Here is a 22,625-nt window from a genome sequence, read left to right on the forward strand (position 1 = left end):
TCAGGGATCCTCGCCGCTGCGGGCAAAATGCCACTCGACCAGCGGCCTCATATGCGGCGCCAGTCCCTCCGGCAGGTCGGTGGCATGGCGGATGATCACCGGTCCCTCAATCTCCGGCTCGACCTCGGTGGCGACGAAGGCGCTGATGCGCCGCGCAATCTCGTCCGCCGGCTCCTCGACGTGGTAGCGGCGGAAGAGAACCGTGCCGGTCGAAGTCGACAGCGCGTGGTGGCGTTTGCCGCGCGCGGCGCCCGTCAGGTCAAGCCCGGTTTCCTCGCGCACCTCGCGGATCATGTTGAAATCGACATCGACGCGGCCGTCGCGAAAATCGATCGGCTCGAACGAGCCGGCGGCGAAATAGACGCGACCGGCCATGACCGTGTGCGAGCCCATGCGGATCGCCACCAGCGCATTGTCGCCGGCAACCAGCATGGCGTGGCCATAGGCGTGCTCGGCGCCGGTCCCTTGCCGGTTCTTGCGCCACAGCATGAAGGTCGAGTACTTCACCGCGTGGCAGCGCCCGGCGAGACGGTTGTCGCGCCAGGCGAGTGCTGACAAAAGCACCACGGTGCCGTCGAACAGCGCGGGTTTGGCTTCGGTCTCGAGCCGCCAGTTCTCAGTGATGGCCGGCGCGTTGTCGCGCTCGAACGGATGCTGGCCGGGGTCGAGCCGAACGTCGATCTCGTCGACCGGCAGGATGACATTGCGTGGCAGGTCGAAGCTCACCGGCTCAAGCCCCCCTCACGCCATGTCCAGCGTGATCGCCACCGGACAATGGTCCGAGGCCTTCGGCCGGTCCCAGCCGGCGCGCGGAAAACGCTCCACCGCCTGGCCGGCCGGAAATATGGTGCGCCAGGGCTGGCCGTTGCGGATGATGTCGGGAACGGCCGTCGCATTCTTCGCCGCCAGCCCCTTGGACAGCAGGATGTAGTCGAGCTGGCACAGATGCCGCTCCTGCGGCCCGCGCGTGTGGTAGAAACTCCAGCGGTCCATCTCCGGACGGCGCTCGACGACATTCTCGCAAAAGCCGCCGGCGGTCAGCACATTGAGGCAGGACTGGCTCTCGTCTATCACCTGGAAGCGGTAGCCATCGAAGGCGTCGCCCTCGATCTTCACCCGCTGCCGGTAGTCGTTCATGTCGCCGCAGATCGCCCAGCGCTTGTCGGCGGCATGGTCCTTGCTGAAGCGGTCTTCGATGATGCGGCGCACGGCCTGCGCCTCGGCGACGCGCAGCGGCATCGTCGCTTCGCGCCCGTCGAGCCCATTGCGTGGCGAGCCCATCGATTTGAAATGCACGAGATAGAGCGTCAACGGCACGCCGCCGACCTTGACGTCGACCTCAAGGCAATCGCGCCGGAAGATGCGCTCATTGGCCTGATGCCCGAGTTCGGCGAGCTCCGGCGTGAACAGGCCGAACTGCTCGAAGGTGGCATAGGCATAGCTGGTCATGCGCACGAATTCGATCGGCTGTCCCTGCGCGGTCTCGTTGCGCATCATCACGGCAACGTCGATGCCGCGCGAATCATTGCCGGCGGTGGTGTATTTCTGCCGGTAGCCCTCACCCACCATCTTGAAGAGATAGCCGTATTCGAAGGCCTTCAGCGCCTCGATATTGTCGACCTCCTGCATGCAGATGATGTCCGCTCGCGTGGCAGCGATGGCGAGCGCCGTTAGCTGGCGCGTGTCGTCGGACTGTGCAATCGCACGCGCCTGCTCCAGCATCTTGTATTCGGCCTCGCTTTGGATGTCGAAAAGCGCCAGCGTACGGTCTTCGTTGAGCTGATTGCGGTAGCCGGAGAAATCGAACCTGTTCATCAGGTTTTCGACGTTGAAGGTGGCGAGGCGCAGCGACATGGCCGTGACCTTTGCCCGCAAGCAGCCCCGAAAACAAGAGGCCGGCCCTTGCTCGGCGAGGTTGAGGGAACCTTTCCGTTCATCCTCCGTTCAGATGCAAAGGTCCATCAATAGGCCACTTCCTGGGGTCTTCCGGGCGTGGGGCCTGTATCTCTTGGAGAGTGCAATGAACTCGCTCTTTTCTTCCACGGTCAAATCCGGGCTGATAGCGCTCGGTCTCCTCTCGGGTGTTACGGCGCCGTCCGCCGCCGGCCCGATCCTGCAGCCAAACCTCTCAATTCCGTCAAGCACCGCAGCCCCGACGATCACGCCGGTTCGCGACGACTGGGCGGGCGGCAATGACCGCCGCTCCTTCAACGATTGGCAGTGGCGTCGCCACGACGGCCGTCGCTTTTCCCGCAACTGGAATGGCGGAAACTGGAACGGCGGCAACTGGAATGGCGACGACAACTGGCGCTGGCGTCATCATCGCCACCGTCACAGCCGCGATTTCGATACCGGCGCCGCCGCAGTTCTCGGCCTCGGCCTGGGTCTCGGCCTCGGCAGCATCTACAACAACGGCTATTATAACAACGGCTACTACGTGCAGCCGGCGCCCCGCCGCTACTATCGCACGCAGCGTCTTTCCAGCGCCCATGTCCAGTGGTGCTACGACCGCTACCGGTCTTACCGGGCCTGGGATAACACGTTCCAGCCCTACAACGGCCCACGCCAGCAATGCTGGTCGCCCTATAGCTGAACCATAAGCGACAATGCATGACGGCGCCGCCCATCGCGGCGCCGTTTCCATTGGGAGAGACGGCTGGATAAGATCGCCGCTAACCATATGTTTATCGGCTCGGCCTATCTATGGATAAGGTGCCCCATCTGACGATCGCGCCCGGTCCGGCAGCGAAGGACGTGCCGTCATGGCCGACAACGAACTGAGAAACAAACACCGGCAGCGCGTGCTGAAAGGCGCGACGATCCTGCTCGGCCTCACCAATTCCGAGGTCAAGTGCACTGTGCGCAACATGCATCCCGGCGGCGCCGAGCTGAAAGTGCCGATAGACGCGCGCGTGCCGGACGAATTCCTGCTCTATGTGCCGATCGACGGCATCGGCTACAAGGCTACCGTGCGCTGGCGCCGCGACGACCGCATCGGCGTCGAGTTCACCGGCACCGAGCGGAAGCCGCACTGGCACTACGGCTGAGATCTGTACCAGCTGATCGAAAGCCAGCATGAAAAAGCCGGCGGATCGCTCCGCCGGCTTCGTCGCAATCCTAAAATTGCGGATTAATTCTTCGCCTTGTCGACCAGCTTGTTCTTCGAGATCCACGGCATCATCGCGCGCAGCTTGGCGCCGACTTCCTCGATCTGATGGCTGTCATTGTTGCGGCGGATGCCCTTGAAGCGCGACATGCCGGCGCGGTATTCCTGCATCCATTCCGAGGTGAACTTGCCCGTCTGGATGTCCTTCAGCACGCGCTTCATCTCGGCCTTGGTCTCGGCGGTGATGATGCGCGGACCCGAAACATATTCGCCCCATTCGGCGGTGTTCGAGATCGAGTAATTCATGTTGGCGATGCCGCCTTCATAGATCAGGTCGACGATCAGCTTGACCTCGTGCAGACACTCGAAATAGGCCATTTCCGGCGCATAGCCGGCCTCGACCAGCGTTTCGAAACCGGCGCGGATCAGCTCGACCAGGCCGCCGCACAGAACCACCTGCTCGCCGAACAGATCGGTCTCGCATTCCTCGCGGAAATTGGTCTCGATGATGCCCGAACGGCCGCCGCCGACGCCGCAAGCGTAGGACAGAGCGAGATCGAGCGCATTGCCCGACGCGTCCTGGTTGACGGCGACTAGGCACGGCACGCCGCCGCCCTTCTGGTACTCGCCGCGCACCGTGTGGCCGGGGCCCTTCGGCGCGATCATGACGACGTCGACGGTCGACTTCGGCTCGATCAGGCCGAAATGCACGTTGAGGCCGTGCGCGAAGGCGATCGCGGCGCCATCGCGGATGTTCGTCGCGATTTCATTCTTGTAGATGTCGGCCTGCAATTCGTCGGGCGTCGCCATCATCATCAGATCGGCCCATTTGGCGGCATCCGCCACGCTCATCACCTTGAGCCCGTCGGCCTCGACCTTCTTGGCGGTCGCCGAGCCGGCCTTGAGGCCGATGGCGATCTCCTTGGCGCCGGAATCCTTGAGGTTGAGCGCATGCGCCCGGCCCTGGCTGCCATAGCCGATGATGGCGACTTTCTTGCCCTTGATCAGGTTGAGATCGGCGTCGCGATCGTAATAGACACGCATTTTGGTCTTCCTTCCCGTTTTATAGATCAGTGGCCCTACGGCCGGTTTTTGCTCCGAAAAGAGCGAGAAACTGTTGCGTTGCCCGGACGGCATCGCCGCCGATCGCCGCTTCAGTCAATTCCAGCCGGTCGCCGAGCAGGAGGCGGATCTGCACATCGCGGGCGACCAGCCCGAAAAAGCTGCGGAATGCCGTGTCGGCATCCGTAAAATCGAGCAGCCCGGCCTGCTTGCCGGCCAGCAGCACGGGCTTCAGCCGCCTGGCCAGCGCAAAGCGGCCATTCTCCAGCACAATGGCGCCGAGATCGTCCTTGCCGGACCCGGCATGGCCGACCGCCACACGGTTCAAGGCAATCGACGTGTCGCTCGAAATCACCTTCAGCCAGTCCGCGGCAAAGCCTTCAAGGCTTGCCGTCAGCGAGGCAAGATCGAGCCTCTCGCCGTCGACCGGCACCACACGCACCTTCGAGGCCTGCCACTGCACCGTCGCCGTCAGCAGCCCGTCGCGGTCGCCGAACCATTTGTAGAGCGTTTCCTTGGAGCAGCTGGCGCGGCGCGCAACTGCGGTCATCGTCAGATTGTCGCCCTCCTCGACCAGCAGGCGCAAGGCCGCGTCCAGAACGGCCTTCTGCCGCTCCGTCAGGGTCTCGCTGGTGTCGATGTCGGCGCTTGCCTGCAACACGGTCGTTCCTCGGCGGCAGGCGAGCCAGCAAGAGCGGCAAGCCGTACCGTACGTTACGGTTCGCCGTTCTATGCCGTATTGCACTCGGCCTTGCAAGCCCTATTTCTGTCTCAACGGTTCGTCGCTGGACCGTTTGCTGTGGGAAGAAGATGCTGGTCGGATTGCTCGCCTTGACGGTCGCCGCCGTGTTCTCCGGCGCCGCCATCTATGTCAGCGTCGCCGAGCAGCCGGCGCGGCTTGGCCTCGATGACAAGGCACTGCTCAAGGAATGGCAGCCTTCTTACAAGCGCGGCGCGGCCATGCAGGCCTCGATTGCCATTGTTGCCTGCGTCCTCGGCCTGATCGCATGGTGGCAGACCGGTGGCTTCGCCTTTCTGCTCGGCGCAATTCTGATCATCCTGCCCTGGCCGTGGACGCTGATGGTGATGTTGCCGACCAACAAGCTTCTGGAAGCGATGGACGCGAGCGCCGACAACCCGCAAGCCAGGCCTCTGATCGTCAAGTGGGGCACCCTGCACCTGGTGCGCGCCGGACTGGGCGTGCTGGCGACACTGGCCTTTCTCTGGGGCAGCCACACGCCCTGATAGCTGGCCGGATATCGTCAGGCCCGTAGCACAGAGTCTCTCAGTCCGGAGCCGGCGGCAAGCGCAGACGGCCGAGCAACGCCGACACCGTGCTCAACTCATCCGCCGAGAGTTTGGCGCCGACCAGTTCCGCGATCGAGCGGCCGTAGACCGCCCACATCCGCCGGCGCGTCTCGCGCCCTTTGGCAGTGATGCGGATGGTCTGACCGCGGCCGTCATCGGCGACCTTCAGCTTCTCGACCAGCCCGTCGGCTTCGAGCCGGGCCAGCAGCCGCGAGATGTTGTACTGCGCAAACAGGGTGCGCTCGGTCAGCTGGAACGGCCGCAGCCCGCCCTCGCCCGCCTCGGCAAGCTCATGCAGCACGTCGTACCAGTCGAGTGGCGGCAAGCCACTGTCCTTCAAAGCCTCTTCGGCCCGTTCGATGAGCTGGCGCGAAACGCGCATCAGGCGCGCCCAGGCCTTGATGGCTTCCGGCGAAGGCATGGCTTTCTCGGTCATGCCCGCATCCTAGGCGATAGATGCAGCCGCATCAAGCTTGACGATTGATGCGAATGCATCTATATTCATGCAACTGCATCAACCACCGAGGAGTCCCATGAGACACGAAATCTGCAAAGTCGCCGACGTCCCGCAGACGGGCAGCCTGATTGCACCGTTCTTCGGCCGCGAGGTCCATGTCTGGCGGAGCGGTGACCGCATCCGCGCCGCCGCCAATGTCTGTCTGCATTTCGGTGGGCCGCTCGACTGCAAGGATGGCAAACTCGTCTGCCAATGGCACGGCGCCGCCTTCGACATGACATCAGGCGACCGGCTCGAAGGCCCGGCGCCAAAAGCATCCCGCCTGATGTTCCTGTCGACGCGCGTCGAGGACGGCGCGTTGAACTATGTCTGGGGAGAGTGACATGCCTGAGAAGAATGAAATGACTGGCAAGCTCACTCTCGTCAGCCATCATCTGTGCCCCTATGTCCAGCGCGCCGCGATCTCGCTGACCGAGAAGCGCGTGCCGTTCGAGCGCGTCACCATCGACCTCGCCGACAAGCCGGACTGGTTCAAGGCGATCTCGCCTTTGGGCAAGGTGCCGCTGCTCATCGTGCGGGCAAATGGCAAGGAAACGGTGATCTTCGAATCCGCCGTCATCCTCGAATTCCTGGAGGAGACGCAAGGCAATCCCCTCCACCCGGCCGACGCTCACGCCCGCGCCCGGCACCGTGCCTGGATCGAGTTCGGTTCGGCGACGCTGAACGCCATCGGCCGCTTCTACTCGGCGTCGACAGAGGCAGCCTTCCTGGCCGAGTCCAGCGCGTTGTCGGCGATGTTCGATCGTCTGGAGAACGAATTGGCCGACCAGGCCGGACCGTGGTTCAACGGCGAGCGCTTTAGCCTCGTCGATGCCGTCTATGGCCCGGTCTTCCGCTATTTTGACGCCTTCGACCGGATCGGCGGTTTCGGCATGCTGGACGGCAAGCCGCTGGTTCAGTCCTGGCGCAAGGCATTGAGTGAACGCGCCTCGGTCAAGGGCGCGGTTGCGCCGGACTATCCGCAACGCCTGCGTCAATTCCTGCGGGCGAGAAATTCGTTTCTCTCGACCCTGATCCAGCCGGATGATCTCGCCAGTGCGCCTCCTTTAGCCCGATCCGCCTGAACGGATCGATCAGCGTTCCCGCCACCATCGAGGCAAGCACGCCTGGCACTGGCGGGATTTTCGCGATGGTCGCCACCAGCCTGTCGCGGAAGAAGGGCAGCATGGTGCCGTCCGACTGGTAGAACGGCGTCAGCGCCAGCGACAGCAACTGGAAGGTCCGGACATGCCATCGCCGCGCCTTGGCATAGGTCTCCAGCGCTGCCTCCACACTGTCCGCTTGTGCCAAGGCATGGCTGAGTGCTGCCGCATCGAGCAGTGCCATGTTCGCGCCCTGCCCGAGCTGCGGGCTGGTCGAATGCGCGGCGTCGCCGATCACTGCCAGACGCCGTCCCGCCGGCAGCCTCATCGTGTGATGGCCGTAGCGGGCCAGCGACAGCTGGTCGAACCTGTCGATCTGACTGGTGAACGCTTCGCACGCCGGCCATAGCGAGATCAGCCTCGCCTTCCAGGCGTCGAGGCCCGCAGCCCGGACCTGTTCGACATCCGCCGGCTTCAGGCTCCAGAAGAACGCCGCCATTTTTTCGGCACCCGGCTGCGGCCTGCCGATCGGCAGCACGCCGATCATCACGCTCGCCTTGTCGTAGCGCTGCAGCAGCGCATTTTCATCGAACCCTTCGCGCCAGCCGAGCGATGCCCAGAACGCGCCATAGGCAAGCGGCCGGGGCTCGGCCGGATCGTTGAGGCTCTGGCGCAGTTTCGAGCGCGAGCCGCTGGCGTCGACGACGAGGTCGAACGGCCCTCCCCTTCGGCCAGTGTCGAAGACGAGGCTCGCCCGCTCGCCGACCACCAGCGTCTCGATCTCGACGCCGGTTTCGATGGCGATGCCCTGGCGCTGCACGGCGTGGAACAACACGTTGAACAGCGCCGCCCGGTGCACCGCCAGCCCGAAGCGACCGCCGGGCTGCGCATCGTAGCGGACGGCAAGCACGGTGCGGCCAGTGGTGGCATCCGCGCCATGCAGGCGCTCGATGCGGCTGCCCAGCGCCAAGATGTCGTCGAGCAGGCCGAGATCGGCGAGCACGCTCAAGCCGCTCGGTTGCAGGATCAGGCCGGAGCCGAGCGGCTTCGGCTCCTCGAAACGTTCGAAGATGGTGACGTTATGCCCGGCGCGCTTGAGATAGAGCGCTGTGGCCAGCCCTGCCGGACCGGCGCCGGCAATCGCGATGTCGAGAGATTTTTCCATTGCCCGCCCAACCAATGGCCGGACAATCCTTCAGCGACCCTGCCAAATCAAGCCATTGCGGCATGCGCCAAAAAATCAACCACCGGCGTCGAAGGCAGCACGTGCCTTGCGCACTGCATCGTGGTTGAGCTCGGCCCACAAGATCACCTGATGAAAGGCGCCGAACATAGAGCGCCCGAGATCGGTCAGGCTGTATTCAACGCCCGGTGGCTTGGTCGGGAACACCTCACGATGCACGTAGCCATCGCGCTGCAAATCATGCAGCGTCTGGGTCAGCATGCGCTGCGAAATGTCGGGCACAAGGCGCCGCAACTCGCCGAAGCGATAGGGTTGTTCAGCCAATGCCATCATCAGCAGCGATCTCCATTTGCCGCTGACGCCCTGGATGACTTCACGAACCGGACAATTCGCAATATTGCCGCCGTCGCTGATCGCTTTGTAGATCTCCATCTTCGATTTCAGATTGATGACCTTGCCGTCCATGGCTGGTTCCCTGCGCGTGCCTACCTCCCGAAAAACTGCCTTCTTTACGGCACCGGGTCAATTCCTATTTTAGTGCTGGTCTCTTTTTGAGACCACCAGAGCACCCGCCACATCGGCGCAAAATCAGGATCTCCCGATGACCGAAACCCTTCTCGTCACCGGCGCCTCCGGCCAGCTTGGCCGCGGCGTCATCCGCTATCTCCTGGACACGCATAAAATTCCACCGGCGCGGCTCATCGCCACCACGCGTAATCCCGAAAGCCTGGCTGATCTGGCGGCGAGCGGCGTTGTCGTCAGGGCCGCCGACTTCAACGACGCGGCCTCGCTGGAAACCGCATTCAAGGGTGCCGACAAGGTGCTGATCATTTCGACGGGCGATCTCGATCTCAAAAGCGGCAGGCGCCTGAAGCAGCACGAAAATGCCGTCGCCGCGGCCAAAAACGCCGGCGTATCGCATTTGCTCTACACGTCGATGCCCAATCCGGAGCCGGTATCGCCGGTCCTGTTTGCCGATGACCACTACAGCACCGAGCAGGCCATCAAGGGGAGCGGCATTCCCTATACGATCTTCCGCAACGGCTGGTACCAGGAGAACTTGTTCCTGGCACTGCCGCACGCGATCGCCTCGGGACGCTGGTATACGTCCGCCGGCGAAGGCCGCATCGCCCACGGCGCACGCGACGACATGGCAGCAGCGATTGCCGCCGGCCTTGCTTCCGGCTCGACCGACAGCAAGACCTACACCTTGACCGGCCCGCATGCCTACACCACTGCCGAGATTGCCGCGCTGGTAAGCGAGGTTACCGGCAAGCCGCTGGAAGTCATTCAGGTTCCGGATGAGGCGCTGACCGAAGGTGTAAAGGCAGCCGGCGTTCCCGAGGATTTCGCTGACGTCGTCGTGTCCTTCGACGTCAACACGCGCTCCGGCCGCATCGCCATGGTGACCGACGCGATCGAGACACTGTCAGGCCGCAAGCCGCAAACGTTGAAGCAGTTTCTCAAAGCGAACAAGGCTGCACTGGCTGGCTAGAACTACGCCGTAGCGCAAAACGTCAAAGGCCGTACCTTCGGGCACGGCCTTTTCTGTCAGATCGCCACCTGCGTGCCGATCTCGACCACGCGTCCCGTGGGGATCTGGAAATATTCCGTCGCGTCGGCCGCCGTGCGGGCGAGCCCGATGAACAGTTTGTCCTGCCACACCGGCATGCCGGAATTGGGCGAGGCCTTGAGCGAGCGCCGCGACAGGAAGAACGACGTCGTCATGATGTCGAACTTCCAGCCCTGCTTGCGGCAGATCGCCAGCGCGCGCGGGATGTTGGGCTGTTCCATATAGCCGAAGGTCAGCGTCACCCGCATGAACAGCTCGTTGACCGTCTCCATCTTGACGCGCTCGCTGTCGGGCACCAGCGGCTGCGGCGCGGTGACCACCGAGAGGATGACGTTCTGCTCGTGCAGCACCTTGTAGTGCTTCAGGCTGTGCATCAGGGCGGTCGGCGCGCTTTGCGGATCGCTGGTCAGGAACACGGCTGTGCCGGACACCAACTGCGGTTTCTTCTTCAACAGATTGCCGGCGAGGAAATCGAGCGGGATTTCGTTGCGGCGGGTCTTGTCGAAGAGATAGCGGCTGCCGCGCACCCAGGTCCACATGGCGAGCACGATGGTGAAGGCCACCGCCAGCGAAGCCCAGCCACCCTCGAACACCTTGACGATGTTGGAGGCAAAGAAGCCGACATCGATGAAGCCGAACACAGCCGTCATTGCGACCGCTACCCACAGCCGCCATTTCCAGATGCGCGTCATGACGACGAACAGCAGCACCGTCGTGACCAGCATGTTGCCGGTGACCGAGATGCCGTAGGCCGACGCCAGCTTGCTCGATTCGCCGAAGCCGACGACCAAGAGCATCACCACCAGCGCCAGCAGCAGATTGACGCGCGGCATATAGATCTGGCCGGACTGCCGTTCCGACGTGTGCAGGATTTCCAGGCGCGGCAGCATGTTGAGCTGCACTGCCTGCCGGGTCAGCGAGAAAGCGCCTGATATGACGGCCTGGCTGGCGATAACTGTCGCCGCCGTCGCCAGCACGACCATCGGGATCAGCGTCCAGCCTTCATTCATCTCGAAGAATGGATGGCCGACCACGCCGTTCTTGGCCAGCACGAAAGCGCCCTGCCCGGCATAGTTGAGCAACAGGCAGGGAAACACGATGGCCAGCCAGGCGAGCACGATCGGCTTGCGGCCGAAATGGCCGAGATCGGCATAAAGCGCCTCGGCGCCGGTGACGGCGAGGAAGATGGCGCCGATGGTGACGAAGGCGACGTCGGGCGAATTGATCAGGAAAGCGACGATGTAGTGCGGGCTGACCGCCCACAGGATTTCCGGATCGGCGATGATGTGGTTCAGGCCGGAAAGGCCGATGGCCAGGAACCAGACCGCGGTAATCGGGCCGAAGATCAGCGCCACGCCGCCGGTACCAAAACGCTGTACCGAAAACAGGATCGCCAGGATGACCAGCGTCAACGGCACGACATAGGGCTGGAAGGCCGGGGTGACGACATTCATGCCTTCGACGGCCGACAGCACCGAAATCGCCGGCGTAATGACCGCATCGCCAAAAAACAGCGACGCGCCGACAATGCCGATGGCCAGGATCAGCGCCGAACGCGCCGGAAAACTGCCCCGCGCCAGCGCCATCAGTGACAGCACGCCGCCCTCGCCGCGGTTGTCGGCCCTGAGCACGAACATGATGTATTTGATGGTGACGATGATCGTCAGCGACCAGATGATGAGCGACAGCACGCCCAGAATATCGCCGCGGTCGGCGACCTCGCCGCCGGAAGACGCCACCAGTGCCTCGCGGAACGCGTAGATCGGGCTGGTGCCGATGTCGCCATAGACCACGCCGAGCGCGCCCAGCATCAGCACCTTGGTGCTATGCTGTTCGATTTCGGGATGGCTCGATTGTTCGACGGGTTCTGCCTCACTACCAGTATTGGTAAGGGCCATGGACGACACTCCGATAAGCGGGCGGTGCTCTACGCTTGCTGCGATGCAATATCAAGTGCCCTGAGGTAATGGCTGCCATGCCGTAACGCCAGGGGGTTTGCCTCTACCACCCGCAAGCCTTCAGAAAACGCCCCACCGTGCCGGCCATGCCATACTCCAACGCATCGGCTGTCAACCCATGCCCTATCGACACTTCGGCCAATGCCGGGATGCGCCTTGCCAACGCCGGCAGGTTGTTCACCACCAGATCGTGCCCGGCATTGACCTGAAGCCCCGCGGCGAGTGCCGCGTCAGCGGTTTTTCCCAATCTTTCCAGTTCCTTCTGCGCCTTGGCGGAATCGGAATAGCAGCTGCCGTAGGGCCCGGTATAGAGCTCGACCCGGTCCGCGCCGGTATCGCGCGCGGCGGCGACGCCGTCGGGGTCCGGATCGGAAAACAGTGACACGCGAAAGCCCCCCTTTTTCAGGCGCTTGACGATCGGATTGAGGAACGCGGCCTCGGCAGCAAAGTTCCAGCCATGGTCCGAGGTCGCCTGCGCCGGATCGTCGGGCACCAGGGTCACCTGTTCCGGCTGGTGCTTTTCCACAAGCGCCAAAAAATCCTGCGTCGGATAACCTTCGATGTTGAATTCCGCCTTGGGAAACTCGTCGTCGATCAGCGCCCGGATCTCCGGCAGGTCGGAATGCCTGGTGTGGCGCTCGTCGGGCCGCGGATGCACCGTCAGCCCGTGCGCGCCGGCGGCAAGCGCCAGGCGGCCGAGCCCGGTGACGCTCGGCCATGGCAGATCGCGGCGGTTGCGCAGCATGGCGATGGCGTTGAGATTGACGGAAAGTTTTGCGGGCATGGCGTGAGGTCCGGCTGTTTGTGCAGCGCATCTATACTGCCTTTGACGGGAACAGACAGGGGGTTTCGGGTGTTCCAGTCATGACATCTGCTCGCAGAGGGAGGCCCAGCCAATGAATTTTCTCCAATCCGTGCCGGCGATCCGCCGTATCGAAACCGACCGTGAGGATCTTTTCGCCATCGACGTTGTCGGCCATATCTCGGCGGCAGACGGTGAAAATCTGTTTGGATTGCTGGAGGCCGCCTACGCGCTTCACCCGCGAATCGACGTGTTGATGCGGCTGGTCGATCACGAGGGCGTCGACTGGGCGGATGTCGCCGACGAGACGTTGAAACAGGGCACGGTGCACGCCCTGGAGCATATCGCCCGCTGCGCGACGATCGGCGAGCCGAACTGGATAGCGGATGCGCAGAGCTTCCTCCCCGCTGCATCTCCCATCGAGTTCAGGCACTTCAAGGCCGAGGACGAAGCGGACGCCTGGCAATGGCTGGGCGCGACGCCACTCAGCCCTGCTACGCCAACTGCTACCTGACGCCAGCTATCTAACGATGGTCAGCCGCTCTGCCGCTCGTGTGATGGCCGTATAAAGCCAGCGCTGGCGGGTTTCCTTGAACGCCCAGCTCTCGTCGAACAGCACGACGTCGTTCCACTGCGAGCCCTGCGCCTTGTGCACGGTCAGCGCATAGCCATAATCGAAATCGTCAAAGCGCTTCTTCTGCTGCCAGGGGATATCAGCGTCCGGATCCTCGAACGCCGACTTGAGCAGCTTGATCTTGGCGACGCCGCGGTCGGGATCGTCTTCTTCGGGCGAGACCAGAAGATTGATGCCGGGCTTCACCGTCTCGCGCGACGAGGTCATCACCTTCCACAGCGAGCCGTTGAGAAGACCCTTGGCGGGGTCGTTGCGCAGGCAGACCAGCTTGTCGCCGGCTTGCGGATAATCGGCATTGAAACCCTTCAGCTCGCGCAGGCGCTGGTTGTAGCGGCGGCGCGTGCGGTTGGTGCCGACCAGCACCTGGTCCGCCTTCAGCACCAGCTCCTGGGTGACATCCTCCTTGCCGATAACCTGCGCGGTGCCGTAATCGCCGCGCATGAACTCGCGGCCCTCGCGCACGTCGAGCGCCAGCTGGATGATTGGATTGTCGCGTGCCTGACGGTGGATTTCGGTCAAGAGCACATCCGGCTCGTGCTCGGTGAAGAAGCCGCCGCCCGATATCGGCGGCAGCTGCGCCGGATCGCCAAGCACCAGGATCGGTGTGCCGAAACTCATGAGATCGCGGCCGAGCTGCTCGTCGACCATCGAGCATTCGTCGATGACGACCAGCTTGGCGCGCGAGATCGGGCTTTGCCGGTTGAGCGAAAAGGTCGGCGACATCGAGGTCTTGCCGGTCACCTCGTCGGCAACCGATTCCTCGCCTTTCGGCCGGTAGATCAGCGAATGGATGGTGCGGGCATTGACCGCCCCTTTGGAGCGCAGCACTTGCGCAGCCTTGCCGGTGAAGGCGGCGAACTGCACCTGCCCATCGACATGCTCGGCAAAATAGCGTGCCAGCGTCGTCTTGCCGGTGCCGGCATAGCCGAACAGCCGGAAGATCTGCGGCCGGCCCTCCTTGAGCCAGCGCGCCACCGCCTTTAACGCCTCATCCTGTTGGGGAGAGAATTCCATCAGCTGGAGAGACCGGATTCGCAAGGGAAAGACAAGGCCGTCACCATCAATGCCTTCGGACGCAAGCTATCAGGCTTGAACTGGAACATAAAGGGAACAAACATAGAGGAGCCGGGTAGTCGCCTCACATAAGGACATACCGTCAGCGCTGCCCCTTATTGCCCTGCCGGGCATTTCTCCCCGTATAGTGACGGGGAGAAAAAGGCTGGCCGCAGCCTCGGCGCCATCATGAGATGCTGGAGATTAGCGAAACCGGCGATGACAGCGCCCCTCTCCCCGTCACTATACGGGGAGAGGATGCCGGCAGGCAGGTGAGGGGCAGCGCAAACGCCGCAAAGACTTCATCCCTTGTCGAAAGACGAGCCTAGTCGACTTGTCCCGGGTCATTTTCCAGGAGGATAGGCTTGCCATGCGGCGTCGCATGCGCGGCGCGCTCCCAGGCGGCGGCGAGTGTGTCGACATCGCTTTTTCCTGCGACGCCCTTGGCCGCCAGCAGTTTCTCCAGCGCCGCCAGCCAATGCTCGTAATAATCGTGACCGTCGCTTGCAGCGCTCGGCTTCTTCACCTCAGCCGACAGCGCGTCGGCCCATTCGCTCCACGAAAACAGGCCCCTCTCGTGCAGCGCCACCGTCATGGCGAAGGCTTCGGCCTGCCAAGGCTCGGAAAACACCGGCTCGTCGAACGGCAATGCGCTCTCATGCCGGCTCAAGATAGCTCTCCCAGGCATCGATCGAGACGGTGAGCGTCGGGTCGGCGCCCTCGCCCCAGATCTCAGGGCCATTGAAGACGACGGTATAGACCCATTGCGGGTTTTCGCCCTTGCCATGCGCGTTGCTGTCGGGGAAGACAAAACCGTCGCGCACAGCCTCGATCACGCCCTGCTTGTCGCGCGCATACCGCGGTAGGCGCGTATGGCCGGTGGGACTGAAATTCTTTGTCCGCACAGGATCGCCCGCTTTGAACCGCGCCGGTGTCGCAACCGGCCGGTCGCAAGGGCCGCCCTTGGCCAGCACAGCCGGGACGTTTTCTGCCTTCAGCACCCTTTTGGGCGTTGCTGCCGGATCGACAGCCCGGCCCTCGGCCAGATCGCGCTCACTGATAAAGCCGTGGCGCTTCAACAGCTCCTCCAACGCCTTGATCCAGATCTGGTAGTAGCTCGACGCATAATAATCGGCGGGATGCAGCGATTCCCGCGCATGCCTGCTCTCATCGATGTTCCAGGCGCCCATGGCGCCGGCCGTCAGCGTCACGCCAAGCGCCCGCCTTTCCCATGCGGCATGGAAATAAGGCTCATCTTTCTCGGGCGCGACCGGCCCGAAGCCCATCTGCCCGCCGAGATCCTGCGGCCCGTTCATGCCGGCACCGTTGCAACCGCCGTGCCGATCATCGCGTCGCGGCTGACCAGTTCGGCCAGTTGCTCCTCGCTCCAGCCCTCGGTATTTTGCGGCCGCATCGGCACCACGAGATAGCGCAGCTCGGCGGTCGAATCCCAGACGCGGATCTTTTTCTCCGCCGACAAGGTCAGGCCGAATTCCTCCAGCACGCCGCGCGGATCGATCACCGCGCGGGAGCGGTAAGGCGGCGCCTTGTACCAGACCGGCGGCAGGCCAAGCACCGACCACGGATAGCAGGAGCACAGCGTACAGACGACGAGGTTATGCGTCTCCTCCGTGTTGAACACCGCCTGCATGTGTTCGCCCTGCCGGCCGGTGTAACTCAGCGAGGCGATCGCCTCCGTCGCATCGCGCCTCAGCCAGTCGGCATAGGCCGGATCGCTCCAGGCTTTCGCCACAACCCTGGCGCCATTACGCGGCCCGATCTTGGTCTCATAGGTGTCGACGATGACATCGATCGCCGCCGGATCGATCAGGCCTTTTTCAGTGAGGATGGTTTCCAGCGCGCGCACCCGCGCCGCAAATGGGTCGAACTCGTTGTCGTGGTCATGATCGTGGGACATGACCGCAGATTAGGATTGCCGGAACGACTCGGCAAGCATGACAGCTTGGGCCACGGGCCGCTGCCTATTCGGCGGCGGCCTTTTGCGGTTCGACAAGCCGGTCCTCGGGGCCGAACAGCGAGCCTTGCTCGCCGCTCTCGACAGCATGCAGCGCCGGCCGGCTCTTTTTCGAGGAGAAGAAGCTCATCAGCCAGCCGGAGAAATTCTCGAAATAGACGTAGATCACCGGCGTGACGAACAACGTCAGCGCCTGCGAAGCGAGCAGACCGCCGACAACGGCGACGCCGAGCGGCTGGCGCAGTTCAGCACTGGCGCCGGTGCCGAGCGCGATCGGGAACGTGCCCATCAATGCTGCCAGCGTCGTCATCATGATCGGCCTGAACCGCATCAGGCACGCCTTGTGGATGGACTCCTTCGCCGACATGCCGTCTCGTCGCAGTTCCAGCGCGACGTCGACCATCATGATGCCGTTCTTCTTGACGATGCCGATCAGCATCAGGATGCCGATTACCGCGATGACGGACAGGTCCATGCCGGCAAAGCGCAGCGCCACCACTGCGCCGAGCACCGCCGAAGGCAGGCCGGTCAGAATCGTCAGCGGATGGATGAAGCTCTCATAGAGGATGCCGAGCACGATATAGATGGTCAGGATGGCGCCACCGATCAGCAGGCCCTGGTTGGCCAGCGAATCCTGGAAGGTCTTGGCGGTGCCGGCGAAGCTGGTCGAGATCGCCTTCGGCATGCCGATCTGCTCCTTCAGCGCGTCGATGCGGGCCGTGCTGTCGCCGAGCGCCACGCCTTGCGGCAGATTGTAGGAGATGGTCACGGCCGGAAGCTGGCCGAGCTGGTTGACCGTCAAGGCGCCGGCCGTGCGGTCGACGCGGGCAAAGGCGCCGAGCGGCACCAGGCTGCCGCTCGCCGTCCTCATCTGGATGGCGAGCATGCGCTCCGGCGACCATTCGATGTTGGGATCGAGCTCGGTGATGACTTCGTAGCTGTCGGCCGAACCGAAGATTGTCGAAACCTGGTCGGTGCCGAACCCGCCATAGAGGGCAGTGCGCAGCGTGTCGGTATCGATGCCCAGCTGGGCGGCCTTGTCCCGGTCGACCACCAGCGATGCCTGCAGGGCATTGTTCTGCAGGTCGCTGGTGACGTCGGTGAAATTCGCATGGTCGGCCGCCATCGCGTCATTCAGCTTCTGCGCCCAGATGTCGGTCTGGCCGGTATCCAGGCCTTGCACGACCAGCTGGTAGGCGCTGGCTGACGAGCGCGAACCGAGCCGCAGGTTCTGCACCGGCTGCATGTAGGTTTCGATACCAGGCACGCCGGCCAGTTGCCGCCTTAGATCCGCAAGCACCTTCTCGATATCGGGACGCTGATCCTTGCCCTTGAGCTGGACGAAAAGCTGCCCCTGGTTGAGCGCATTGCTGCCGCTGCCCGCGGACCATGCCACATGATCGACATAGGGCGAATGCGAGAAGACACTGGCCACCTGCCCCTGCAGCTTTGACATGGCGTCGAACGAGATGTCCTGGCGCGCGATCGTCGTCACCGATATCTGGCCGATATCCTCCTGCGGGAAGAAGCCCTTCGGCGACACCTCGATCAGCCACACCGACCCTGCCGCGGTTCCGATGAAGACGAGGAACACCAGGAAAGTGTGGCGCAGGCAGAAGGTTAGAAGCCGGTCATAGCCGCGTGTGACGACGTCCTGCTTGTGGCCGGGGCCATGCTTGTCGCGGTCGGCCTTCGTCACCGACAGCAGCCGCGAGCACAGCATCGGCGTCAGCGTCAGCGACACGAACATCGACGCCAGGATGGCAACCGTCACCACCACGGCGAACTCGTTGAAGATGCGGCCGATGACGCCACCCATCAAAAGCACGGGGATGAACACCGCCACCAGCGAGATCGAGATCGAGATGATGGTGAAGCCGATCTCGCGTGCGCCTTTCAGCGATGCGTCAAAGGCCGACAGCCCATCCTCCTCCATGTGGCGGAAGATGTTCTCCAGCATGACGATGGCGTCGTCGACGACGAGGCCGACGGCAAGCGTCAGGCCCATCAGCGATATGTTGTCGATGGAAAAGCCGAACAGGAACATCGCGCCGAGCGTAGCGATCAGCGAGATCGGCACCGCCACGGCCGGGATGATGGTTGCCGTCACCCGGCGCAGGAAGACGAAGATCACCATCACCACCAAAGCGATGGTCAGAAGCAGCGTGAACTGCACGTCGTCGACGGCCTGGCGGATCGAGGTCGAACGGTCGTTGAGCAGCTTGATCTGGGCGGCGGCCGGCATTTGGTCCTGGAAGGACGGCAGCATCGCCTTGACCTTGTCGACGACGTCGACAGTGTTGGCGTCGGGCTGGCGCTGCACGGCCATGATGATCGCGCGCGTACCGTCGTACCAGCTCGCCGTCGTCGTGGTCTGCACCGAATCGACGACGCGGGTCACCTCGCCCAGCCGCACCGGGTGGCCATCCTTGGTGGCGATGATGAGGTTGGCGAAGCCTGCGGCGTTGGTGAGCTGCGTGTTGGCGGTGATGGTCAGCTGCTGCTTGTCGTTCTGCAGGACGCCGAGCGGCGTGTTGCTGTTGGCCGACGCGATCGCCGTCTGCAGCTGGTCGATCGAGATGCCGCGCGCGGCAAGTGCCGTCGGATCGATCTGGATGCGCACGGCGTATTTTTGCTGGCCGTAGATCGAGACCTGCGCCACCCCGTCGATGGTCGACAGCGAGGGCGAGATGACGTTTTCGGCGAAGGCATCGAGATCGGTCAACGGAACCGTATCGCTGACCAGCGACATCAAGAGGATCGGCGCATCGGCCGGATTGACCTTGCGATAGCTCGGCGGCGACGTCATCTCCGGCGGCAGCGATTTCTGCGTACGCGCGATCGCCGCCTGCACGTCGGCGGCGGCCGCGTCGATGTCGCGGTTGAGCACGAACTGGATGGCGATCGAGGTCTGGCCGAGCGAGTTGGAGGTCGAGATCGAATCGATGCCGGCAATGGTCGCGAACTGCTTGATCAGCGGCGTCGCCACCGAGGTCGCCATGGTTTCGGGCGAAGCGCCGGGCAGCGACGCCGAGACGTTGACGACCGGAAATTCAGCACTTGGCAGTGCCGCCACCGGCAGGAACTTGTAGGCAAACAGCCCGCCCAGCACGAGGGCGAACGACATCAGCAGCGTGGCGACGGGCCTGCGTATGCAGAATTCGGAAATCATTGGGCGCCAGCCTTCTCGGCTTGCGCGACCTTTGGCGCGGCCTGATCCCCGCCAGCCGCCTTGCCCTCATGCACGGCGGCGCCGTCCTTCAGCCTGGTCTGGCCCTCGACGACCACCTTCTCGCCCGACTTGACACCCTCGCTGATGGCGCTGTTTTCGCCTTCGGTCAGCGCCACCTGCACCGGCCGCATCTCGACCGTGTTGTTCGGCTTGACCACATAGACGAAGGGGCCCTTCTGGCTGGGCTGGACCGCGACCGTCGGAACTGAGGTCATGTGCGGCATGATGCCGGCGTCAAGGATGACGTTCACATACTGTCCGGGCCACAGCGACAGATCGGTATTGGGAATGCTTGCCCGCGTCGCAATGGTTCCGGAAGCGGTGTCGACGCTGGAATCGACGAAGTCGAGCGTGCCCTTGCCGATCGGCGTCGGGTCGCCGTCCTTGGTCAGCGTGACCGCGCCCTGCTGCGGATTGGCCAGCGCCTTGTGCAGCAGCGCCAGATTGCTTTCCGGCAGGTTGAAGTTCACCTGCAGCGGATCCATCTGGGTGACAGTCACCAGTGGCGTCGCCGTGGTGCTGTTGCCGTTGCTGACGGTGACAAGGTCGCCAACCGAGACATTGACGGCGCCCAGCCTGCCCGAGATCGGCGCCGTGATCGTTGCGTAGCTCAGCTGGACGGTATCGGCATCGATCGTCGCCTTGTCGGCGTCGATGGTTGCGGCGGCCGCCTTCTGCGCGGCCAGCGCCTGATCGTAGGTCTGCTGCGTGCCGGCCTGCTTGGCGACCAGGTCCTTGGCGCGCTGCAGATCAGCCTGAGCGCTGACCAGCATCGCCTGATCCTTGACCAGCGTCGCCTGGTCCTTGGCCAGTTGCGCCTTCAGCGACCGGTCGTCGAGCGAGAACAACAGATCGCCGGTCTTCACCATCTGCCCGTCCTTGACGTCGATCGACACGATCTGGCTGGACACGCGCGCATTGATGTTGACCACGGCCGGCGACGAGACGAAGCCGATGGCGTAGCGGCGGATCGGAAAATCGGCTGTAGTTGCGGTGGCTGAAACGATCGAGGCCGAACGGGCGGCGCCGGCGCCGGATTTGCTCCCAGCCTTGTCAGCCGAAGGTTTGTCTGCCGCAGCCGGCTTGTCCGCCGCCGTTGTCTGCCTGGCGCCCGGCAGCATCTGCTGCAGACTGCTCATCGCCGCTGGCGAAAAATACACCCATGCAGCGGCGACACAGGCCGCTGCCACCACCACCGCCAGAACGACTTTCCCGCGCATCGACTAACAAGCCCTATGATCCGACACGCCGAACCCGGTGGTCTCATTCTACCGCAAAACACGGCGCCTTGCCGCGATTTTGCCGAAGTAGATAGGACACGCCTTTGTCGGAAAAGGGCCAAAACGCGGCATTACGAAGATTTAATGTGCACTGCACAATGAATGGGCAGCCGGCTCAGGAGTCGGAAAGCCAGCCAGGATGTGGTTGAGATTCAGGTCCGGCGAGCCTCACCTGAACATCAAGCATATCCTATTTCAGCATCGGCCAAAGCGTCGCCGCAAGCAGCACGCCCATGGCGATGTTGAACCATTTAAGCCGTACCGGATCCGACAGGAAACCGCGCAGCGCAGTGCCGAAACCCGCCCATATCGACACGCTTGGCAAATTGACCAGCGAGAAGGCAAAAGCGATCAACACCACCGACAGGAATGGATGGTCGGCGTTGGTGTAGACGGCCATGGCCGTGATCGCCATCACCCAGGCCTTGGGATTGACCCACTGGAAGGCGGCGGCATCGATGAAGCGCATCGGCTTGGCCTCCGTCTCGCCCTTAGCGCTGAGCGAACGCGACATCGCGATCTTCCAGGCGAGGTAGAGCAGATAGGCGGCGCCGGCGATCTTCAATCCGGTGTGCAGCGCCGGAAACGCCGTCAGCACGGCGCCAAGGCCGAAGCCGACGGCCAGCAACAGCACGCAAAAGCCGATGCTGATGCCCAGCATGTGCGGAATGGTCCTGACGATGCCGAAATTAACGCCCGACGCCAAAAGCATAAGGTTGTTCGGCCCCGGCGTGATCGAGGTTACGAAGGCATAGACCAAAAGGGCAAGGAAGGCGTCGAGGGACATGACGGCTCATAAAGGTCAGGAATGCTGACTTAAATCGACCGGGCGTCGGACGCAACTCCATTCGATTGGTCCAACACGCCCCGCCGTGATCCGTCTATTCCGAGCCAGCCACAGCCGAGACAGTCTACCTGCCGTGAGGCCGTGCCGACAACAGGCCGGGAGCGGCAGCCGTCTCCTGATGGTCGCCCAGACGCCGCAGGCCTTTGCGCTTCGGCGTGTTCTCGGGAAGTTTCACGCTATGCGCGAGACCCAGAGCGGCAAGGATGCGGATGAAAACCCAGCCGAGATCGATCTGCCCGCGTTCGATGCCGAGCCTGGCGGATTCGGGAAACGCGTGATGGTTGCCGTGAAAACTCTCGCCGAAGGTCACCAGTCCGAAACGCGGCAGATTGTAGCCCTGCACGGCGACGCCATCGACGCGCCAGCCCTGCTGCCCTCCCCGATGCGCGAAATGCCCGACCAGCCAATGCCCCGTGAGCGATACCGAGACCCGCACCGCAATGCCCCAGACCACCCAGTTCCAGCCGCCAAGGGCGAAGAACAGGATCGCCCATGGCAGTTGCTGCAGCATCCAGGTGCGCTCGACGAATTTGTAGAAGCGGTCGTTGCGGATCGACGGCTCGATGACGAAATCGGGCGGATTGCGCAACGCGACGGCGCAATGCATCTGCCAGAAGGCGTCGGTGAAGAAGGGCCGGCGATGCGCATGCAGATCGTGGCATGCCGTCTGGCGCTGCGCCCAGTCTCTGATGTCATGCGCATAGATCATGCCGAAAGGGCCTGCCATGCCGACCAGCGTGCCGAGATAGACCAGAGCATGCTCGATCCAGATATGCACCTTGAACGAGCGGTGGATGAGCAGGCGATGCATGCCGACCGAATGACCGGCGCAGATCGTCACCGCCGTTGTCGCCACGAACAAAGCAAAAGCGCTCCAGTTGAAGGTCATCGGCCCGAGCACCAGGGCGATCAGCGTCATTGCGCCAACCCAGATCGACTTGGCCGGCATCCAGACAACGTCGCCATCTTCGGCGTCGCGCCGCGCCGGCGCTTATTTAGGCAGTAAGCTAATT

The 22,625-nt window shown here is 63.2% G+C and carries 23 protein-coding genes and 1 pseudogene; 7 read left to right on the plus strand and 17 right to left on the minus strand.

Features of this window, described 5'->3' with window-relative positions; all coding sequences use genetic code 11:
• A complete protein-coding gene (locus tag JQK88_RS13100) occupies nucleotides 1–726 on the minus strand; it encodes a hypothetical protein (protein ID WP_203278500.1) in 726 nt (241 codons plus the stop codon).
• A gap of 15 nt (nucleotides 727–741) precedes the next feature.
• Nucleotides 742–1,854: an endonuclease/exonuclease/phosphatase family protein gene (locus JQK88_RS13105; protein WP_192257969.1), complete on the minus strand. Its 1,113-nt coding sequence runs from the start codon at nucleotides 1,852–1,854 to the stop codon at nucleotides 742–744.
• Between the two features lie 166 nt (nucleotides 1,855–2,020).
• On the opposite strand from JQK88_RS13105, the gene JQK88_RS13110 reads away from it, so the two are divergent.
• Together JQK88_RS13110 and JQK88_RS13115 are read left to right on the plus strand one after the other, a co-directional pair.
• Nucleotides 2,021–2,593, plus strand: a complete 573-nt coding sequence (locus JQK88_RS13110) for a BA14K family protein (protein WP_192257967.1) — start codon at nucleotides 2,021–2,023, stop codon at nucleotides 2,591–2,593.
• A 169-nt stretch (nucleotides 2,594–2,762) separates the two neighbouring features.
• Entirely contained in the window at nucleotides 2,763–3,047 is a 285-nt protein-coding gene (locus JQK88_RS13115; RefSeq protein WP_192257965.1) for a PilZ domain-containing protein, read from the plus strand.
• Nucleotides 3,048–3,130: 83 nt separating this feature from the next.
• On the opposite strand, the gene ilvC is transcribed toward JQK88_RS13115, so the two are convergent.
• On the minus strand, nucleotides 3,131–4,150 hold the full coding sequence (gene ilvC / locus JQK88_RS13120) for a ketol-acid reductoisomerase (protein WP_192257963.1): 1,020 nt from the start codon (nucleotides 4,148–4,150) through the stop codon (nucleotides 3,131–3,133).
• 19 nt (nucleotides 4,151–4,169) lie between these two features.
• Nucleotides 4,170–4,826 (minus strand): TetR/AcrR family transcriptional regulator, encoded by a 657-nt coding sequence (locus JQK88_RS13125; protein ID WP_210388295.1) that lies wholly within the window; start codon nucleotides 4,824–4,826, stop codon nucleotides 4,170–4,172.
• A gap of 152 nt (nucleotides 4,827–4,978) precedes the next feature.
• Between JQK88_RS13125 and JQK88_RS13130 the strand changes: the two genes are divergently transcribed.
• The gene (locus JQK88_RS13130) at nucleotides 4,979–5,413 is read left to right on the plus strand and encodes an anthrone oxygenase family protein (protein ID WP_376740399.1); all 435 of its coding nucleotides are present in this window, start codon (nucleotides 4,979–4,981) and stop codon (nucleotides 5,411–5,413) included.
• Between the two features lie 40 nt (nucleotides 5,414–5,453).
• On the opposite strand, the gene JQK88_RS13135 is transcribed toward JQK88_RS13130, so the two are convergent.
• A complete protein-coding gene (locus tag JQK88_RS13135; protein ID WP_192257959.1) occupies nucleotides 5,454–5,912 on the minus strand; it encodes a MarR family winged helix-turn-helix transcriptional regulator in 459 nt (152 codons plus the stop codon).
• Between the two features lie 97 nt (nucleotides 5,913–6,009).
• Between JQK88_RS13135 and JQK88_RS13140 the strand changes: the two genes are divergently transcribed.
• Nucleotides 6,010–6,315, plus strand: coding sequence for a Rieske (2Fe-2S) protein (locus JQK88_RS13140; protein ID WP_192257957.1), 306 nt, complete (start codon nucleotides 6,010–6,012; stop codon nucleotides 6,313–6,315).
• Nucleotide 6,316: 1 nt separating this feature from the next.
• Complete coding sequence (locus JQK88_RS13145; RefSeq protein ID WP_246501801.1) at nucleotides 6,317–7,057, plus strand: glutathione S-transferase family protein; 741 nt, start codon at nucleotides 6,317–6,319, stop codon at nucleotides 7,055–7,057.
• Here the strand turns inward: JQK88_RS13145 and JQK88_RS13150 are convergent.
• Nucleotides 7,011–8,240 (minus strand): annotated as a pseudogene (locus tag JQK88_RS13150) (FAD-dependent oxidoreductase); the annotation flags it as partial. The gene JQK88_RS13145 and the pseudogene JQK88_RS13150 sit on opposite strands and share 47 nt — an antisense overlap.
• 75 nt (nucleotides 8,241–8,315) lie before the next feature.
• Nucleotides 8,316–8,723: a winged helix-turn-helix transcriptional regulator gene (locus JQK88_RS13155; RefSeq protein ID WP_192257953.1), complete on the minus strand. Its 408-nt coding sequence runs from the start codon at nucleotides 8,721–8,723 to the stop codon at nucleotides 8,316–8,318.
• Nucleotides 8,724–8,859: 136 nt separating this feature from the next.
• Here JQK88_RS13155 and JQK88_RS13160 point away from each other — a divergent pair, with 136 nt between their 5' ends.
• On the plus strand, nucleotides 8,860–9,753 hold the full coding sequence (locus tag JQK88_RS13160; protein ID WP_203278502.1) for an SDR family oxidoreductase: 894 nt from the start codon (nucleotides 8,860–8,862) through the stop codon (nucleotides 9,751–9,753).
• A 56-nt stretch (nucleotides 9,754–9,809) separates the two neighbouring features.
• Here JQK88_RS13160 and JQK88_RS13165 read toward each other — a convergent pair whose 3' ends face one another.
• Nucleotides 9,810–11,729, minus strand: a complete 1,920-nt coding sequence (locus tag JQK88_RS13165) for a potassium transporter Kup (RefSeq protein ID WP_192257949.1) — start codon at nucleotides 11,727–11,729, stop codon at nucleotides 9,810–9,812.
• A gap of 103 nt (nucleotides 11,730–11,832) precedes the next feature.
• A complete protein-coding gene (locus JQK88_RS13170) occupies nucleotides 11,833–12,573 on the minus strand; it encodes a pyridoxine 5'-phosphate synthase (protein ID WP_192257947.1) in 741 nt (246 codons plus the stop codon).
• A 112-nt stretch (nucleotides 12,574–12,685) separates the two neighbouring features.
• Here JQK88_RS13170 and JQK88_RS13175 point away from each other — a divergent pair, with 112 nt between their 5' ends.
• On the plus strand, nucleotides 12,686–13,105 hold the full coding sequence (locus JQK88_RS13175) for a SpoIIAA family protein (RefSeq protein WP_192257945.1): 420 nt from the start codon (nucleotides 12,686–12,688) through the stop codon (nucleotides 13,103–13,105).
• Between the two features lie 6 nt (nucleotides 13,106–13,111).
• Here the strand turns inward: JQK88_RS13175 and JQK88_RS13180 are convergent, their stop codons facing one another.
• From JQK88_RS13180 to JQK88_RS13215, 8 genes are all read right to left on the minus strand, one after another.
• Nucleotides 13,112–14,239, minus strand: a complete 1,128-nt coding sequence (locus JQK88_RS13180) for an ATP-dependent DNA helicase (protein WP_192257943.1) — start codon at nucleotides 14,237–14,239, stop codon at nucleotides 13,112–13,114.
• 364 nt (nucleotides 14,240–14,603) lie between these two features.
• Complete coding sequence (locus tag JQK88_RS13185; RefSeq protein ID WP_246501800.1) at nucleotides 14,604–14,948, minus strand: nitrile hydratase accessory protein; 345 nt, start codon at nucleotides 14,946–14,948, stop codon at nucleotides 14,604–14,606.
• Nucleotides 14,935–15,594 carry a nitrile hydratase subunit beta gene (gene nthB / locus JQK88_RS13190; RefSeq protein ID WP_203278503.1) on the minus strand — a complete coding sequence of 220 codons (660 nt, stop codon included), beginning with the start codon at nucleotides 15,592–15,594 and terminating at the stop codon, nucleotides 14,935–14,937. The genes JQK88_RS13185 and nthB overlap by 14 nt, the downstream gene beginning before the upstream one ends.
• On the minus strand, nucleotides 15,591–16,196 hold the full coding sequence (nthA, locus tag JQK88_RS13195) for a nitrile hydratase subunit alpha (protein ID WP_192257938.1): 606 nt from the start codon (nucleotides 16,194–16,196) through the stop codon (nucleotides 15,591–15,593). The genes nthB and nthA overlap by 4 nt, the downstream gene beginning before the upstream one ends.
• 64 nt (nucleotides 16,197–16,260) lie before the next feature.
• Nucleotides 16,261–19,425 carry an efflux RND transporter permease subunit gene (locus tag JQK88_RS13200; protein WP_203278504.1) on the minus strand — a complete coding sequence of 1,055 codons (3,165 nt, stop codon included), beginning with the start codon at nucleotides 19,423–19,425 and terminating at the stop codon, nucleotides 16,261–16,263.
• Nucleotides 19,422–20,705, minus strand: coding sequence for an efflux RND transporter periplasmic adaptor subunit (locus JQK88_RS13205; RefSeq protein WP_203278505.1), 1,284 nt, complete (start codon nucleotides 20,703–20,705; stop codon nucleotides 19,422–19,424). The genes JQK88_RS13200 and JQK88_RS13205 overlap by 4 nt, the downstream gene beginning before the upstream one ends.
• A gap of 250 nt (nucleotides 20,706–20,955) precedes the next feature.
• The gene (locus JQK88_RS13210) at nucleotides 20,956–21,552 is read right to left on the minus strand and encodes a LysE family translocator (protein ID WP_203278506.1); all 597 of its coding nucleotides are present in this window, start codon (nucleotides 21,550–21,552) and stop codon (nucleotides 20,956–20,958) included.
• A 124-nt stretch (nucleotides 21,553–21,676) separates the two neighbouring features.
• Nucleotides 21,677–22,561, minus strand: a complete 885-nt coding sequence (locus JQK88_RS13215; protein WP_203278507.1) for an acyl-CoA desaturase — start codon at nucleotides 22,559–22,561, stop codon at nucleotides 21,677–21,679.
• Nucleotides 22,562–22,625 lie beyond the last annotated feature (64 nt).

The sequence above is a fragment of the Mesorhizobium caraganae genome, from assembly GCF_016836705.1.
In the GTDB taxonomy this organism is placed as follows: Bacteria; Pseudomonadota; Alphaproteobacteria; order Rhizobiales; family Rhizobiaceae; genus Mesorhizobium; species Mesorhizobium caraganae.